14 protein-coding genes are annotated in these 17,364 nt (G+C 44.5%); 11 read left to right on the top strand and 3 right to left on the bottom strand.

Going from position 1 to position 17,364, the window contains the following annotated elements; all coding sequences use genetic code 11:
• Nucleotides 1–19 precede the first annotated feature (19 nt).
• Both mfd and OCU50_RS09140 read right to left on the bottom strand, forming a co-directional pair.
• A complete protein-coding gene (gene mfd, locus OCU50_RS09145; RefSeq protein ID WP_060468060.1) occupies nt 20–3,481 on the bottom strand; it encodes a transcription-repair coupling factor in 3,462 nt (1,153 codons plus the stop codon).
• A gap of 6 nt (nt 3,482–3,487) precedes the next feature.
• Nucleotides 3,488–4,057, bottom strand: coding sequence for a hypothetical protein (locus OCU50_RS09140; RefSeq protein ID WP_060468059.1), 570 nt, complete (start codon nt 4,055–4,057; stop codon nt 3,488–3,490).
• 227 nt (nt 4,058–4,284) lie between these two features.
• On the opposite strand from OCU50_RS09140, the gene lolC reads away from it, so the two are divergent.
• From lolC to lolE, 3 genes are read left to right on the top strand one after another with little or no spacing between them, the layout of a single operon-like run.
• Entirely contained in the window at nt 4,285–5,493 is a 1,209-nt protein-coding gene (gene lolC / locus OCU50_RS09135) for a lipoprotein-releasing ABC transporter permease subunit LolC (protein ID WP_060468058.1), read from the top strand.
• Complete coding sequence (gene lolD, locus OCU50_RS09130) at nt 5,486–6,178, top strand: lipoprotein-releasing ABC transporter ATP-binding protein LolD (RefSeq protein WP_060468057.1); 693 nt, start codon at nt 5,486–5,488, stop codon at nt 6,176–6,178. Before lolC ends, lolD begins: the two co-directional genes overlap by 8 nt.
• The gene (gene lolE / locus OCU50_RS09125; RefSeq protein ID WP_060468056.1) at nt 6,179–7,423 is read left to right on the top strand and encodes a lipoprotein-releasing ABC transporter permease subunit LolE; all 1,245 of its coding nucleotides are present in this window, start codon (nt 6,179–6,181) and stop codon (nt 7,421–7,423) included.
• 188 nt (nt 7,424–7,611) lie between these two features.
• Here lolE and OCU50_RS09120 read toward each other — a convergent pair whose 3' ends face one another.
• Nucleotides 7,612–8,124, bottom strand: coding sequence for a DUF2062 domain-containing protein (locus OCU50_RS09120; protein WP_060468055.1), 513 nt, complete (start codon nt 8,122–8,124; stop codon nt 7,612–7,614).
• Between the two features lie 215 nt (nt 8,125–8,339).
• On the opposite strand from OCU50_RS09120, the gene OCU50_RS09115 reads away from it, so the two are divergent.
• The 8 genes from OCU50_RS09115 to ihfB all read left to right on the top strand — a co-directional run bounded on the left by OCU50_RS09115 (nt 8,340) and on the right by ihfB (nt 17,302).
• The gene (locus OCU50_RS09115; protein ID WP_082710337.1) at nt 8,340–10,454 is read left to right on the top strand and encodes a DNA internalization-related competence protein ComEC/Rec2; all 2,115 of its coding nucleotides are present in this window, start codon (nt 8,340–8,342) and stop codon (nt 10,452–10,454) included.
• Nucleotides 10,455–10,485: 31 nt separating this feature from the next.
• Nucleotides 10,486–12,234: a lipid A ABC transporter ATP-binding protein/permease MsbA gene (msbA, locus tag OCU50_RS09110; protein ID WP_060468053.1), complete on the top strand. Its 1,749-nt coding sequence runs from the start codon at nt 10,486–10,488 to the stop codon at nt 12,232–12,234.
• Nucleotides 12,235–12,249: 15 nt separating this feature from the next.
• A complete protein-coding gene (lpxK, locus tag OCU50_RS09105) occupies nt 12,250–13,257 on the top strand; it encodes a tetraacyldisaccharide 4'-kinase (RefSeq protein ID WP_060468052.1) in 1,008 nt (335 codons plus the stop codon).
• Entirely contained in the window at nt 13,238–13,417 is a 180-nt protein-coding gene (locus OCU50_RS09100; protein WP_004736429.1) for a Trm112 family protein, read from the top strand. The genes lpxK and OCU50_RS09100 overlap by 20 nt, the downstream gene beginning before the upstream one ends.
• Nucleotides 13,417–14,163 carry a 3-deoxy-manno-octulosonate cytidylyltransferase gene (kdsB, locus tag OCU50_RS09095; RefSeq protein WP_060468051.1) on the top strand — a complete coding sequence of 249 codons (747 nt, stop codon included), beginning with the start codon at nt 13,417–13,419 and terminating at the stop codon, nt 14,161–14,163. The genes OCU50_RS09100 and kdsB overlap by 1 nt, the downstream gene beginning before the upstream one ends.
• 275 nt (nt 14,164–14,438) lie before the next feature.
• Nucleotides 14,439–15,119: a (d)CMP kinase gene (cmk, locus tag OCU50_RS09090; RefSeq protein ID WP_017057037.1), complete on the top strand. Its 681-nt coding sequence runs from the start codon at nt 14,439–14,441 to the stop codon at nt 15,117–15,119.
• Nucleotides 15,120–15,225: 106 nt separating this feature from the next.
• A complete protein-coding gene (rpsA, locus tag OCU50_RS09085) occupies nt 15,226–16,896 on the top strand; it encodes a 30S ribosomal protein S1 (RefSeq protein WP_017057038.1) in 1,671 nt (556 codons plus the stop codon).
• Between the two features lie 121 nt (nt 16,897–17,017).
• On the top strand, nt 17,018–17,302 hold the full coding sequence (ihfB, locus tag OCU50_RS09080) for an integration host factor subunit beta (RefSeq protein ID WP_010439923.1): 285 nt from the start codon (nt 17,018–17,020) through the stop codon (nt 17,300–17,302).
• Nucleotides 17,303–17,364 lie beyond the last annotated feature (62 nt).

The raw sequence follows: 17,364 nt of genomic DNA, 5'->3' as shown, positions 1-17,364 counted from the left end.
ATGTGCAGTGGATTGGGCTTTATGCCGAAGGCAGCAAGTTCTGCCTGAATTCGCCCAATAAATCACTAACAAATTGAATTCGTTTCCGTCTGTCGACCAATGGTATCGTAAATTTGAACTTTGTTGGTCCTTCCATTGAAAACTTTTGCGGTTGGGATTGCAATAGTTTAACAAGGTAGGCTGGGTTTATGTCAGCATCCGGGTAGAATTCTAAGAATCCGCCCTTATCGTGAGCTTCAATTTTCTTCGCCTTGATAGACGCGGCCGCTAACTTAAGTTCAGATACGGACAACAAGTTCTTGGTCGCGTCAGGAAGGCTGCCAAAGCGGTCGATTAGCTCAACTTTCAGCTCTGCTAGCTCATCAGTATCACTGACGCTCGCAATACGCTTGTAGGTCGATAATCGAGTATTGATGTCTGGAATATAGTCGTCGGGCAATAATGCAGGCAGACGCATTTCAATTTCAGTCTGTTCTCGCAACAGGTCATCAAGTGAAGGCTCTCGGCCTTCTTTCAGTGCTTCAACGGCTTGTTCAAGCATTTCCATATAAAGTGTAAAACCAACGGATTGTATTTGGCCACTTTGATCATCGCCCAACAGTTCACCTGCACCACGAATCTCTAAGTCATGAGTCGCGAGAGTGAATCCAGCTCCTAAATCTTCTAAAGAAGCAATGGCGTCTAATCGCTTGATGGCATCTTTGGTCATTGCTTTCGGATGTGGCGTTAGTAAGTAAGCATAAGCTTGGTGGTGAGAACGACCCACACGACCACGCAATTGATGCAGCTGTGCCAAACCAAGGTGATCTGCTCTGTCCATCAATATGGTATTTGCTGTCGGAACATCAATACCTGTTTCGATGATGGTTGTACACACCAGAAGATTGAAGCGCTGATGGTAAAAGTCATTCATGATGCGCTCTAGTTCGCGTTCACGCATCTGGCCATGAGCCACGGTGACTCTCGCTTCTGGAATCAGTTTTTGTAGTGACTCAGCCGTCTTTTCAATCGTGTCGACTTGGTTATGCAGGAAGTAAACTTGACCACCACGCATGATTTCACGAAGTACCGCTTCTCTTACGATGGCATCATCACTCTCGCGGACGAAGGTTTTTATCGCCAAGCGTCGTGCTGGCGGTGTTGCGATGATTGACAAGTCGCGCATACCGCTCATTGCCATGTTCAATGTCCGTGGAATTGGCGTTGCGGTGAGGGTTAGGATGTCAACATCGGCACGCATCGCTTTCACTTTCTCTTTCTGACGTACACCAAAGCGGTGTTCTTCATCGACAACCAGTAAGCCAAGGTCTTTGAATTTAATATCGCTAGAAAGTAGCTTGTGAGTGCCAACCAAGATATCAACCTTACCGTCGGCGACATCTTGCATGATCAATTTCTGTTCTTTCGCTGACTTAAATCGAGACAGTACTTCGACACGTATCGGTTGGTTCGCGAAACGGTCGCGGAAATTTTCAAAGTGTTGCTGAGCAAGTAGTGTTGTCGGTACCAATACAGCGACTTGTTTGCTGTTATCGGTACACACGAATGCCGCGCGCATCGCCACTTCTGTTTTACCAAAACCAACATCACCACAAACCAAGCGGTCCATGGCTTTTGCTTGGCACATGTCAGACATAACCGCATTGATGGCCATCGCTTGGTCGTCGGTTTCTTCAAATGGGAAGCCAGATTTGAAGGTCGCGTATTGACCGCGGTCTAATACAAATTTGTAGCCAGGTTTGAGCTCACGCTTGGCGTAAACATCAAGTAGTTCTGCTGCAACGTCACGGACTTTCTCTGCGGCGCGTTTACGAGCTTTTTGCCACGCTTCGCCACCGAGTTTATGTAGCGGTGCAGAATCTTCAGCGCCACCAGAGTAGCGCCCAATTAAGTTCAAAGATGCAACAGGCACATATAACTTGGCATCGTTTTGATACTCAAGTGTCACGTATTCGGTTTTCATGCCGCCTGCTTCGAGTGTTTGCAGGCCGATGTAGCGACCAATGCCGTGGTCAATGTGAACAACAGGCTGACCCGGTTTAAGTTCCGCTAAGTGACGGATTACGGTGTCGCTGTTTACGCTTTTCTGATCTTTCTTACGACGCTGTACAACGCGATCGCCAAGTAAGTCGCTTTCACAGATAAGCGCGATGTTTTGCTCTTCATGGATAAACCCGTGTTCAGCTGAACCTAATATAAGACTGAATTTGTCTTTGGCTTTAATCGCTGCATCGAGGTTTTCGACTTCGCTTGGCCGTACTTTAATGCCACGAAGTAATTCACTAAGCGCTTCACGACGACCTTCAGATTCAACCGAAAAGACCACTTTGCCTTCAAAGACTTCGGTGAACTTCCTGAGGTTAGATAAAGGTTCTTTATTTTGATGTTGAACGCTGAGGTCTGGCAGTGGCACGACCGGCAAATTGGTGCGGCCGGCTTTCTCGTCAATCGGCTCTAAGCTCAGGTTGACTTGTGGCTTCTGTTTGAAGTGTGCGAACAGTTCGTCTTTCTTCAACCAAAGCTGTTCTGGTGTCAGTAATGGTCGAAGTGGATCAACACCGCGTTGCTCGTATCGGTGAGCAACATCTGTGAGGAAAGTGTCGACAGCTGCTTCTACGTCACCAAGTACCAAGAGTTGCGCTTCATCGGCAATGTAATCGAACAAGGTTTCGGTGTGGTCAAAAAACAGCGGTTGCCAATATTCAATACCAGCAGGCCATGTGCCTTTAGATACTTGCATATAAACCGATTCCGGTTCACGACGCGCATCAAATTGTTGGCGCCAACGAATGCGGAAATCTTCAATCGCCGTTTCTGAAGTTGGGAATTCATGAGCAGGTAACAGGCGAATCTCAGAGATGTCTTCGATAGAGCGTTGATTCTCGGGATCGAAGGTACGAATGGTATCGATCTCATCATCGAAGAAGTCGATACGGTACGGATCTTTACTGCCCATAGGGAACAGATCGAGAATAGAACCACGGCTTGCGTATTCACCTGGCCCGAATACTTGGTCAACATAGCGATAGCCGGACTTTTCAAGCTGCAGGCGCAGTTTCTCTAGTGAATAGAGGTCGCCTGTTTTGACCATTAGGGTGTGTTGCAGCAAAAAGTCACGCGGTGATTGACGTTGCAATAGCGTGCTGATCGGCACGATCGTAATACCATCTTTTAGCGTCGGTAAGGCATAAAGGCGTGCGATACGATCTGAAATGATCTCTTGGTGCGGTGAGAAGCTGTCGTATGGCAGTGTTTCCCAATCAGGAAATAGTGCGACTTCATGCGCTGTAAATTGTTCTATTTCAGATTGTAGCTTTAGTGCGACTTGTGGGTCTGGCACTGCAAGCACAGTATGGCTGTTGTGTTGCTCTGCGAGTTTAGCGATGGCTAGAGCGAGAGAGGAACCGACTAGGTTACCGATGTGCTTCTTGTCACCGGCTCCTTTGAGTGTAGGTAGTGTAAAAATAGATTGTTTGGTCATGTTAATTTACTTGTTATCTCGTTCTAGAGAGCGTTGACGTAAGAGCTTCTGTTGTTGATGAAGTGCAGCCTTGATCAGTAAGTCTTGGTCAGTATCGCGAAGATGAGCATATTTAAATTTGATTTCGAAGCCTGAATCTTTAGGTTCGCTAGCGAAGACTTCCGCGTAGCAATAAATAGCGGCGGCAGGGTGCTCGATAAATAGCTTAGCTTTAACTAAGCGACCTGCTTCGATATCTGTTTTGGAAAAACAAGAGAACTGACTCGCACCAAAAGAGTAGGTGTGTGTACGAAATTTCTCATCATCTTGCTGCGATAGCATAAAGCTCAACAAGAGGTTTAATTTAGAGTTTTGTGCATCCAATAAACTGGTGACATTCTTCAAGTCGCTGTTTTTCAGTTCTGCGCGAGCACTGTCGGCTAACAGGTCCAATTGGCTAAATTCACTCGCCACAACAAAAGGGGCAGGGATCTCGGATTCGAACTGAATTTGAGAGGGTAAAGTGAAGTTACTTTCCATTGGTTCTATATTAGCGGTAAGGCTGTGGTGAACGGTGAAAAACTCTTGTTCTGTCATGCGTTAGTTCCTTGAAGTGATCTATTGATTATCGCTATGTGGCCGCAGTAATCAAGGTCAGTTAATTGAAAGTCTTAAATAGTTGTTTGAAATATCACTATTTGACAAGGTTCTGTTTTTGAAGCCTAACTAATTGAGTTAATTCACTCTATATTTTCAATTACCCCCTACACAGTAACAGCAATACCCGTTACATTAACCCGCATCCCTTTTTGATGGTTCAAAGTATGTTTCATCCTATTTCAATGTTTGTTGGCCTGCGTTATTTGAAAGGCCGTTCAGGTGATCGCTTTAGCCGTTTTGTTTCTTACATGTCGACGGCAGGTATCACCATTGGTGTGCTGTCTTTGATTACTGTTTTATCGGTAATGAACGGATTCGAAGCGCAATTAAAAGACCGAATTCTCGGCGTTCTTCCTCAGGCTGTGGTTTATGAGCAAGGGGGCACGACCTCACTTTCCGAAAAAGCCCCAAGTTTCGCAGAACAGATCTCGCTTAATGGTCACGTCGAACCGATTGTTCGTAGTGAAGCGGTGATACAAAGCCCTGCTCAGTTATCTGCGGGTCTGTTAATTGGCATTGAACCTAATTCAGATGACCCTCTTCAGAATCACTTGATTGCCGGTAGATTGTCTTCCCTCAAAGCTGGACAATACCAGCTGTTCCTTGGTCATACTTTGGCGAGAAACTTGAAAGTATCCATGGGCGATAAAGTTCGCTTAATGGTGACGAGTGCTAGTCAATACACGCCGTTAGGGCGTATTCCAAGCCAACGAAATTTCACGGTAGCCGGTATTTTCAACACAGGTTCAGATATTGATGCTCAATTAATGGTTACCCACATTCAAGATGCAGGTCGTTTGATGCGTTATAAGTCTGACACGATTTCAGGTTGGCGACTGTTTTTTGATGACCCGTTTGAAGTGGCAGAACTATCAAACCAATCGCTACCTGAAGGCTGGTTGTGGAGTGACTGGCGTGACCAACGTGGCGAACTATTCCAAGCCGTGAGAATGGAAAAGAACATGATGGGCTTGATGCTTGGGCTGATCATTGGTGTTGCTGCATTTAATATTATCTCTGCGCTGATTATGGTGGTGATGGAGAAGCAATCTGAAGTGGCTATTCTTAAGACCCAAGGAATGACCGACGGTCAAGTGATGGGGACATTCATGGTTCAAGGTGCAAGTAGTGGAGTGATTGGTGCGTTATCGGGGGGCGTGTTAGGTGTTGTATTAGCAATGAACCTCAATACTCTTTTAAAAGCGCTCGGTGTCGCTCTGTTCTCATTTGGTGGCCAGCTGCCAGTCATGATTGATCCAATTCAAATCGCCGTTGTTGTGGTATTGGCTATTGCACTTAGCCTAATTGCTACGGTTTTCCCTTCTTATCGTGCATCGTCTGTAAAACCTGCTGAGGCCCTTCGTTATGAGTAATTTTCTTCAATGTAATGATATCCGTAAAACGTACCGCGAAGGCTTGTTAGATACAGAGGTACTCAAGGGAGTAAGCTTCGAAATCGAAAAAGGAGAGCTGGTTTCTATTATCGGTACCTCTGGCTCGGGTAAGAGTACCTTGCTGCATATCCTAGGCGCGTTAGATGATGCTTCAGCTGGTAGTGTGAGCTTTCTAGGTCAGGACTTGTCGTCTTTGAGTTCGAATAAGCAAGCAAAACTTCGTAATCAACATCTTGGTTTTGTGTATCAATTCCATCATCTTCTTTCTGATTTTTCTGCGTTAGAAAATGTAGCAATGCCGTTGCTTATTGGTGGCGAGAAACCTGCGAAAGCAAAACAAGAAGCTCAGCTGTTACTTGATAAGGTTGGGTTAAGCCATCGTGTTGATCACCGACCTTCAGAGCTTTCTGGTGGTGAAAGACAGCGTGTGGCAATTGCTCGTGCATTAGTGAATAAACCTGCTTTAGTTTTGGCTGATGAGCCGACAGGTAACCTTGACCACAATACCGCACTGTCTATTTACGATTTAATGCGTGAGCTCAACCGTGAATACGATACTGCCTTTTTGGTGGTGACTCATGATGGTGAGCTAGCTGGCAAGATGGACCGCCAACTGCACATGCAAGATGGTTTACTGGTTAACGTAGAAAAAGAGGAGAGCTAAGTGTTTTCTTCTTTATCTCTATTGATAGGCGGTCGATTTAGCCGAGCTAAACAACGAGACAAGATGGTCTCGTTTATCTCTTTGTCTTCGACGATCGGTATTGCGGTTGGTGTGGCGGTGATCATTATTGGTTTGTCGGCCATGAATGGTTTCGAGCGTGAGCTTGAATCGCGCGTGCTTTCTGTTATTCCACACGGTGAGTTTGAGGGTGTGAATGAACCAGTCACTCGCTGGGAGCATGTGATTGAACAGTCCGAGAAACACGATAAGGTTGTGGCAGCAGCGCCCTATGTGAAAATTACAGCGCTTGCCGAAAAGGGCAAAGAGCTGAAAGCAATTGAAGTGCGCGGTGTTGACCCTAAACGTGAACAAGAAGTATCAAGCTTGTCTAACTTCATCGACAAACACGCTTGGAGTGAATTTAAGGCAGGGCAACAGCAGATCATCTTAGGTTCTGGCGTCGCGAATGTGCTCGGCGCTAAAGTCGGCGATTACCTAACCCTGATGATTCCGACGGTGAATGGGTCGGTGAAGGTTCAAGCGCCAAAACGTGTTCGAGTTAAAGTCGTTGGTTTGCTGACTCTTAATGGACAGATAGACCACAGCTTGGCTCTAATCCCGATTGGTGATGCACAAGTTTACGCAAACTTAGGTGAGGCGGTCACTGGAGTTTCATTGAAAGTCACCGATGTTTTGAACGCGAATTCTATTGTCCGTGAGGTTGGTAATCAGCTTGATGTCTATGTATATCTGCGTAGCTGGCAACAGAAATTCGGTTTCTTATATCGTGATATCCAATTGGTGCGTACCATTATGTATCTGGTCATGGTACTGGTTATTGGTGTGGCTTGTTTCAACATTGTTTCGACATTGATGATGTCGGTAAAAGATAGAGCATCAGAGATCGCTATTTTAAGAACCATGGGCGCATCGAACGGTTTGGTGAAACGCATTTTTGTATGGCAGGGTGTGTTTTCTGGTGTATTAGGCAGCTTGGTTGGTAGTGCGGTAGGCGTTTTGGTAGCACTTAACCTAACGACTCTTATTAAAGGGCTTGAAAGGTTACTCGATCATCAGTTTTTGTCTGGTGATATCTACTTCGTCGATTTTTTGCCATCACAACTCAATATGATTGATGTTGTTGTGGTTTCAGGTACTGCAATTACTTTGAGTGTACTTGCTACATGGTACCCAGCATCACGAGCAGCCAAGTTAAATCCGGCCTCGGTGCTTAGTTCTAAATAACGTCCGTTTCTAATAACAAATAAATCGTCTTGCTCCAGATGCAAAAAAGGATCCCCGATGGGATCCTTTTTTATTGAATTCAAACTGCATTTCTTACAACTTTCCTTACATGCCAATATTGCAGAGGTTAGTTGTTCATCTGATTTTTGCTTGTATGCGTTTTAAGTAAGGCACATACAAGGGTAGGTTTAATACCTAGCTTTTCGTTTCTTCCAGCTTCTTACTACTGAATAGCGCCATAAGCCACGAATGCCAAAGTAGCCAATCATTGCTGAAACCACGCCACAAATTAGACAACCTAATAGGAATGGAGGTCCTATAGTACTCATTTGCGCCAAAATGAAGTCCCACGACAGTTCGAAATGAAATTCTTGAGGTGGTACATGCATAATAAAAGCCCCTACTTTATAAGCAAAGTAGAAGAGTACAGGCATGGTGACTGGGTTGCTTATCCAAACGAGTGCAACAGCCAATGGCAGATTAACGCCACACGCGATGGCAAGGCCTGCAGACATAATCATTTGACTTGGTAGAGGGACAAACGCCATGAATAACCCAACAGCGAACGCACCAGCCGCAGAGCGACGATTAAGACACCACAAGTTGGGGTTGTACAAAACATTGCCAAAAACTTTCAATGCTTTCTGACGCTTGATGAGCTCATGGTCAGGCATAAATCGTTTGATAAACTTTCTTGGCATAGGAGGAAGCTACTCTCTTGTTTAACACTTGGTTCTTGATTTCATTTGCTGCGACAGCTGTGTCAGCAAGCTTTTGGCCTGTGATGCCACATTGGGTTGGGGCACCATTGATGATGTTATTACTTATAACGTCAACAAAGTATAGCGTTTTCCGGAGTGCAAGAGGTTCAGTAACAGCATTGATACTAGTTATCTGCCTAGGGAATGCGATTGAAATGCAGACAGGTCGATTATTTCAATCAGGACAGAATACTACCATAAATGCTTCGGTTGTTAGCCTTTTTAGTGAAAATAGCCATGGTTTTGAAAGTGTAATAGTAGCTAGATCAATTGGTGGCGAAAAACTAATCTTCCCTCAATTGATAAAATTGAGGTTATTTACACCTTTCAAGTTGACGCTTGGAGATAGTGTCCATTTGTCCGTTTCAATAAAACCGGTGTGGGGCAAACTCAATGAGGCGGGATTTGATTTAGAAAAATATCTGTTTAGCACTGGTATTGTTGCCAATGCAACTTACAGAGCGGGTACCAAATATCGAATCTATTCTAGTACGAATTTACGATCCAAGTGGTTTGAAAATAGCCTTCAAAGGTTAAATCAATTGGAGAATAGAGATCTCATGATGGCTTTAGGTTTTGGTTATCGAGAACTTATCCTCCCTGAACGTTGGGATTTACTGAAAAGCAGTGGGTTGATCCACTTAGTGGCCATCTCAGGGCTTCATATTGGCATTGCTTTTGGGATCGGTTATCAACTGGGAAAGCTCGCTAGGTTATTATCACCTCAGCTTCTTTGGTTACCGACGTTACTAGGACTTGGGTTGGCGTATTTCTACAGTTGGTTTGCTGGGTTTACTTTGCCAACGTTGAGGGCTTTGGTGATGTGTGTTGTTGCGAGCTATTTTTTGTGGCGGGGTCAAAATATAGGCGTGATTCGGTATGTTACTTTAAGCTTATGCGTTGTTTTACTTATATGGCCGTTTTCAGTTTTGTCGAGTAGCTTTTGGTTATCCTTTGGCGCACTAGGGGTGGTTCTTTATATTGCTCTAAATAATAATTCATCATCTTCAAATCTTACATTGATGAATCGAGGGTTAACCCTTACTAAGATTCAACTAATGTTGACGATACTGATTGCTCCCCTTTCTATACTGTTCTTTAAAGGCGTCAGTTTAGTCTCTGTTTTTTATAACTTACTCCTTTTGCCGTGGGTTTCGATAGTGACGATCCCATTGCTGTTTTCGGCAATGTTTATCAGCCTATTATCTGAATCAGCACTTTGGGCAAGTAGTATTGCACTGATGGCAAACGTTCTTGCTGATCAACTTTGGACGTTGGTTGACTTGTCGCTTGAGCCTCTGGTTTATAGCCTTCCTTTTTCTAAACGTTTTTGGATTCAAGTTGATGATCACACGATGGCGTTGTCTGTGTTTCTCATTTTATTCTTCGGTTTCATTAACAAGTACCTTAAACAGGCTCTATCGATATTCGTCATTGCGGTGTTTGTGCTGTGGTGGGGGTCGATCAGCCTTAAGCAGGACAGGTTAACCATCGACATTTTGGATGTCGGACACGGGTTATCATTGGTTCTGGAAAAGAATAATCAAGTTGTGGTTTACGACCTTGGTAATGTGTGGGCCGGTGGCTCGATTGTCGAATCTTTGCTTATCCCTACATTAAATCGAAGGGGGATTAACGAACTAGATGGGGTGATTGTGAGTCATTTTGATTCTGATCACGCTGGTGGTTATCCGGCGTTACTTGGCTATTACGATCCAAAGTGGATAAGAACTAGTCAAAGCACAAATGCACCAGCGGAATCTAATCTTCGAGCATGTACTATCGGGAAAGTTTGGACTTGGCAAGATGTTGTTTTTGAAGTTCTTTGGCCTCCTGAACGCGTGGAGAGAGCGTACAATCCACATTCTTGTGTGGTAAGAGTATCAGAGCCCAGTTCAGGGTTCTCTATGTTGCTAACTGGTGATATTGAACTCGTCAGTGAGTGGTTACTTTCTCGTGAAGGAGAACGGCTTGAGAGCGATGTGATGCTGGTCCCGCATCATGGTAGCGACACGTCTTCTATTACTCGATTTCTCGAGGCGGTTTCACCTCAAGTGGCAATCGCTTCTTTAGCAAAAGGTAATCAGTGGGGGATGCCAAACTCATCTGTTATTGAACGTTATCGAGATGTGGGCAGTGTTTGGCTTGATACAGGAGAAAGTGGCCAAATAACCATCACTGTCAATCAGGAAGGTTGGAAATATCATACGATTAGAGAACAACAAGGTGGGCAGTGGTATAGGCAGATGCTTCGTAAGGGAGTAGAATAGATAGATTATTGTGAGAAAATTAAGCGATTTTATGTCAACACAAACAGATGAAACCACCTGGGTCACATTTAAAAGACTTTGGACTTATATTCGACTATATAAGGCTGGCCTCGGTGTTGCGGTTATTGCACTTATTATTAATGCCGTCTCTGATACCTATATGATTTCCTTGCTAAAACCTTTACTTGATGAAGGCTTCGGCAACGCTGAGTCTGATTTTCTACGTACACTTCCTTTCATTGTTTTTGCCATGATGTTTATTCGTGGTGTCAGCGGTTTCGTTTCAACCTATTGCTTGAGCTGGGTTTCTGGCAACGTGGTTATGGAAATTCGTCGTAAAATATTTAGTCACTTCATGCATATGCCAGTTTCTTTCTTCGATAAAGAGCAGACGGGCGCATTGCTATCTCGAATTACTTATGACTCAGAGCAAGTGTCTGCCGCAACGAGTAAGGCTTTAGTTAGTATTGTACGTGAAGGTGCAAGTATTATTGGCTTGTTGACACTGATGTTCTGGAATAGTTGGCAGTTGTCTTTAGTGTTGTTTGCTGTCGCCCCTCTTGTGGCGTGGGCGATTGGCATCGTCTCGAAGCGATTCCGGAAGATTTCGAAAAACATGCAGACCAGCATGGGTCATGTTGCTTCTTCAGCAGAACAAATGCTGAAGGGGCATAAAGTTGTTCTAACATACGGTGGTCAAGATCTAGAAAAACACCGCTTTGATAAGGTGAGCAACCAGATGCGTCAACAAAGCATGAAGTTGATCACCGCTCAAGCCGCTGCGAACCCAATTATTCAGATGATTGCTTCGGTTGCGATTGTGGTGGTTCTTGTGCTTGCTAGTGTTGATTCGATCAAGGCAGAGCTAACGCCGGGTACCTTCACGGTTGTGTTCTCTGCGATGTTTGGTTTAATGCGTCCGTTAAAAGCGTTAACCAACGTAACATCTGAATTCCAACGCGGTATGGCAGCAAGTACCACGTTATTTGGTTTGATGGATCTAGATACTGAGCAAAACACCGGTACGTTGAAGCCTAAAACGGTAGCTGGTGAGGTTGCTGTAAAAGATGTGACGTTTACTTATGATGGTGCAGAGAAACCAGCACTTGATAAGGTGAGTTTCAATATTCCGAAAGGTAAGACGGTCGCTCTTGTTGGCCGGTCTGGTTCGGGCAAGAGTACTATCGCTAACCTGTTTACTCGTTTCTATGACGTAGATTCGGGCTCTATCGAGCTTGATGGACACGATATTCGTGATTACGAATTGAGAAACCTACGTGAGCACTTTGCTCTTGTTTCTCAAAATGTTCACCTATTTAACGACACGGTGGCGAACAACATCGCTTATGCGGCAGAAGAGCAATATTCCCGCGAACAGATCGAACACGCCGCTAAGCTTGCTCATGCAAGTGAGTTTATCGAAGGCATGGAAAATGGCATCGATACCGTTGTTGGCGAAAACGGCGCGAGCCTTTCTGGTGGACAAAGACAGCGTATTGCGATTGCCCGTGCTCTATTAAGAGACGCACCTGTACTGATTCTTGATGAGGCGACTTCTGCATTGGATACTGAATCAGAAAGAGCGATCCAGTCTGCATTGGAAGAGCTACAAAAAGATAAGACTGTATTGGTGATTGCTCACCGTCTATCAACTATCGAGCAAGCCGATGAGATCTTAGTGGTTGATGATGGCCAAATTGTAGAAAGAGGCGCGCACACAGAACTTATTGAACATGATGGTGCTTACGCGCAGCTGCATCGAATTCAGTTCAGCGGATAAGATTAGGTCGTTGTTGTGATCGAAAAGATTTGGTTTAACAATCATCCGTTGAAATATCTTCTTTGGCCACTGTTGTGGCCATTGAGCCTGCTGTTCAAAATGATCAGTGGTCAACGTCGTGATGCGTACTTATCTGGTAAAAAAGAGACTTATCGACCAGCTCTACCAGTGATTGTTGTTGGTAACATAACCGCTGGCGGTAATGGCAAAACACCTGTTGTGATCTGGCTAGTTGAGATGCTGCAAGCCAATGGCTTTAAACCTGGTGTGGTGTCTCGAGGTTATGGGGCTAAAGCGCCAAACTATCCACTCGTGCTAGATGAAAATACGCCAGCCGAACATTCGGGTGACGAGCCTCGTTTGATCCGCAAGCGAACCGGTTGCCCTGTTGCGGTTGACCCTGTACGTGCAAATGCAGTGAAGGCTTTGCTGAGTGAAGGTGTTAATGTCATTATCACTGATGATGGACTGCAACATTATGCGCTTGAACGCGATATTGAGTTTTCAGTTATTGACGGTGCAAGACGTTTCGGTAATGAGAGCCTAATTCCACTGGGTCCATTGCGAGAGCCAGTATCACGTTTAGATGATGTCGATTTCTTGATTAACAATGGTGGAAAGGCGCAAGGGCGAGAGTTCTCAATGTCTTTGTTGCCTAGTGAAGCGGTTAATCTAAAGACTGGACAGAAAAAGTCAGTAGCAGAATTACCGAAGCTGGTGGCTTTTGCAGGAATAGGCCATCCGCCACGCTTTTTTAAAACACTAGACGAACTTGATGGTGATGTGGTTTTCACTCAAGGCTTCTCCGATCATCAAGATTTTGATAAAGATGAACTTCATACCTTAGCAAAGAAAGGTATGAATATGATTATGACAGAAAAAGACGCTGTAAAATGCGAAGAATATGCTCAAGACAACTGGTGGTATCTTCCAGTTTCTGCGCAGTTTGATGAAGATTCGCAACAGCAAATTTTAAAAAGAATAAAAGAGGTTATGGAATACTATGGATCACCGTCTGCTTGAGATCGTTGCTTGTCCTGTATGTAAAGGTAAACTAACTTTTGACAAGGATAAGCAAGAGCTTGTTTGTAAAATTGACCGTCTTGCTTATCCAATCAAAGAGGGAATTCCTGTTCTTCTAGAGCCTGAAGCGCGCACTGTTTCGATGGATGAGGGTAAGTAATGTCTTATACGGTTGTTATACCTGCAAGATACCAATCGAGCCGTCTGCCAGGGAAGCCACTTGCTGACATTGGTGGAAAACCGATGATTCAATGGGTATACGAACAGTCAATGAAGGCAGGTGCTGATAACGTTATTATCGCTACTGACGATGCCCGAGTTGAAAAAGCGGTTAAAGCATTTGGTGCCACTGTTTGTATGACATCACCGAATCATGACTCGGGTACAGAGCGTTTAGCTGAAGTGATTGAAGTCATGAAGATTCCTGATGATCATATCATCGTGAATGTTCAAGGTGATGAACCACTTATCCCACCTGCAATCATTAATCAGGTTGCCAACAATCTTGCGAACAGTACTGCTCCGATGGCAACACTAGGTGTGGAAATTACTCACGCTGATGAAGTATTTAACCCTAACGCCGTTAAAGTTGTCACCGATAAAGACGGTTACGCCTTGTATTTTAGTCGTGCGACGATTCCTTGGGATCGCGATGCTTACGCGAACAATGGTACAGCTGCGGAATCTCCTTTACTGCGTCATATCGGTATCTACGCTTACCGTGCGGGCTTTATCAATACTTACATCAATTGGGAACCAAGTACCCTTGAACGTATTGAGTGTCTAGAGCAACTACGAGTACTGTGGTACGGCGAGAAAATTCACGTAGACGTTGCAATGGAAGCGCCTTCTGCAGGGGTGGATACTCTAGAAGACTTAGAAGCGGTTCGCGCTATTATTGGTTAAATTTCTTCGAGCCACTACTTCTTTGCTCTACTAAATGAAAAATCATGAGCCTTGCTTATTGCGAGGCTTTTTTATGCCGATAGAAAATGTGCACGTGTCTACTCGCCTAAGCTGGCGGATATTGAGTCGATTGTATTTGCTAATGCATCATCCACTCTGAATTATATGAGATTTACCTCGCTCGACTTCCAATTTTTCTCTATAATATGCCGCCTATAAAGTAGTAGCGAATCGCTAGTACAGAATAAAATTTACGACAAAACGTGGAGTAAAAGATGCCTTCTCAAAGCCCAGTGATTACGGTTGATGGACCAAGTGGTGCAGGTAAAGGTACCCTGTGTATGTTACTAGCAGATAAGCTAGGCTTTCATCTTCTAGACTCAGGTGCGATCTATCGCGTACTGGCTTTAGCTGCAATTCACCACGGTGTCGATACTGAATCAGAAGAAGCTTTAGTACCGCTTGCAACTCACTTAGATGTGCAGTTTATTGCGGAAGGCGATTTGGTTAAGGTTATCTTAGAAGGTGAAGACGTGTCTGGTGAGCTTCGTAAAGAAGAGACTGGAATGGCGGCTTCAAAAGTGGCTGCTTTACCTCGCGTTCGTGAAGCTTTACTTCGTCGTCAACGCGCATTCAGCTCAGCTCCTGGTCTGGTCGCCGATGGCCGTGACATGGGAACGGTTGTGTTTCCTGAAGCTGAAGCCAAAATATTTTTAGATGCAAGTGCTGAAGAGCGCGCGAGTCGCCGCCTTAAACAGTTGCAACAGAAGGGGTTAGATGTTAAATTTGACGACCTTTTGAGCGAGATCCAAGAGCGAGACGATCGAGATCGTAATCGCCCAGTTGCGCCATTACGCCCAGCTGAGGATGCGCTTGTGCTTGATTCTACCTCGATGAACATCGAGCAAGTAGTAGAAAAAGCGCTACACTATATTGAATCGAAGCTGGCTGGGTAATTTCACCGAGCGAGTAAGAACGTTGGTCGCAAGGATGATGACCGGCGAATTTATCAACCCCATGCGGTAGGATACCCATGGACGTTTAATTATTGAAGATTAAATAATGACTGAATCTTTTGCTCAACTCTTTGAAGAGTTTCTATCTGAAACTGAATTCCAACAAGGCAGCATCGTTAAAGGTACTGTAGTAGCTATCGAGAACGGTTTCGTTCTTGTAGATGCTGGTCTTAAGTCTGAATCTGCTATCCCTGCTGAACAATTCAAGAACGCTGCTGGCGAACTTGAAGTTGAAGTTGGTGCTGAAGTAGACGTAGCTCTAGACGCTGTTGAAGATGGTTTCGGTGAGACTCAACTTTCTCGTGAGAAAGCTAAGCGCCACGAAGCTTGGATCGTACTTGAGAAAGCTTGTGAAGAAGCTGAAACTGTTGTTGGTATCATCAACGGTAAAGTTAAAGGCGGTTTCACTGTTGAACTTAACGGTATCCGTGCTTTCCTTCCTGGTTCTCTAGTAGACGTACGTCCTATCCGTGACACTGCTCACCTAGAAAACAAAGAGCTAGAGTTCAAAGTAATCAAGCTAGACCAGAAGCGTAACAACGTTGTTGTTTCTCGTCGTGCTGTTATCGAATCTGAAAACAGTGTTGAGCGTGACGAACTTCTTGAAACTCTACAAGAAGGTACTGAAGTTAAAGGTATCGTTAAGAACCTTACTGACTACGGTGCATTCGTTGATCTTGGCGGTGTTGACGGTCTTCTACATATCACAGATATGGCTTGGAAGCGTGTTAAGCACCCATCAGAGATCGTTAACGTTGGTGACGAAATCCTAGTTAAAGTTCTTAAGTTCGATCGTGAGCGCACTCGTGTTTCTCTAGGTCTTAAGCAACTAGGCGAAGATCCATGGGTAGCAATCGCTAAGCGTTACCCAGAAGGTCACAAGCTTTCTGGTCGTGTTACAAACCTAACTGACTACGGCTGCTTCGTTGAAATCGAAGAAGGCGTTGAAGGTCTAGTACACGTTTCTGAAATGGATTGGACTAACAAGAACATCCACCCTTCTAAAGTTGTTAATGTTGGCGACGAAGTTGAGGTTATGGTTCTTGATATCGACGAAGAACGTCGTCGTATCTCTCTAGGTCTGAAACAGTGTAAAGCTAACCCATGGCAGTCATTTGCAGAAATGCAAGCTAAGGGCGACAAAGTTACTGGTAAGATCAAGTCTATCACTGACTTTGGTATCTTCATCGGTCTAGAAGGCGGTATCGACGGTCTAGTACACCTATCTGACATTTCTTGGAACGCTGCAGGCGAAGAAGCTGTACGTGAATACAAGAAAGGCGACGAAATCTCTGCTGTTGTTCTAGCAGTAGATGCAGAGCGTGAGCGTATTTCTCTTGGCGTTAAGCAAATGGAAAACGACCCGTTCAACGCATACGTTGCTGACAACAAGAAAGGTGTTCTTGTAAACGGTACTGTAACTGCAGTTGATGCTAAAGGCGCTACTATCGAGCTAATCGAAGGCGTTGAAGGCTACCTACGTGCTTCTGAAGTTTCTCGTGACCGTATCGAAGATGCATCTCTAATCCTAAGCGTTGGCGATAGCGTTGAAGCGAAGTTCACTGGTGTAGACCGTAAGAACCGCGTAATCAACCTATCTATCAAAGCTAAAGATGAAGCTGATGAGCAAGAAGCAATGGCTTCACTGAACAAGTCTGATGAAGGCGCGTTCGGTAACGCAATGGCAGACGCATTCAAAGCTGCTAAAGGCGAATAATAGCTTCTCATTAAGAGAATTATAGCTATATAGCTAAGAAAGGAGCCGTAAGGCTCCTTTTTTTTTGCTTATTTTTCCGATAGGTCTATAATTTCTAAAAAGAAAACCAACGAGGGTAACTATGACTAAGTCTGAATTGATTGAAAGACTGTGCGCTGAGCAAACGCACCTTTCTGCTAAAGAAATTGAAGACGCTGTAAAAGACATTTTAGAGCATATGGCTTCAACATTAGAAAGTGGTGATCGAATCGAAATTCGCGGTTTTGGTAGCTTTTCTCTTCACTACCGTGAACCTCGTGTTGGACGTAATCCAAAGACTGGCGACAAGGTAGAATTGGAAGGTAAATACGTTCCTCACTTTAAACCGGGTAAAGAGCTACGTGAAAGAGTAAATTCAGGATTGTAGTCCATTTATCGGAATTAAGAAAAGCGGCATACTACAATGTATGCCGCTTTTTTATGACCATA

This window comes from Vibrio toranzoniae (assembly GCF_024347655.1).
GTDB classification, from domain to species: domain Bacteria; phylum Pseudomonadota; class Gammaproteobacteria; order Enterobacterales; family Vibrionaceae; genus Vibrio; species Vibrio toranzoniae.
This window is presented reverse-complemented; position numbering and strand designations above follow the sequence as displayed.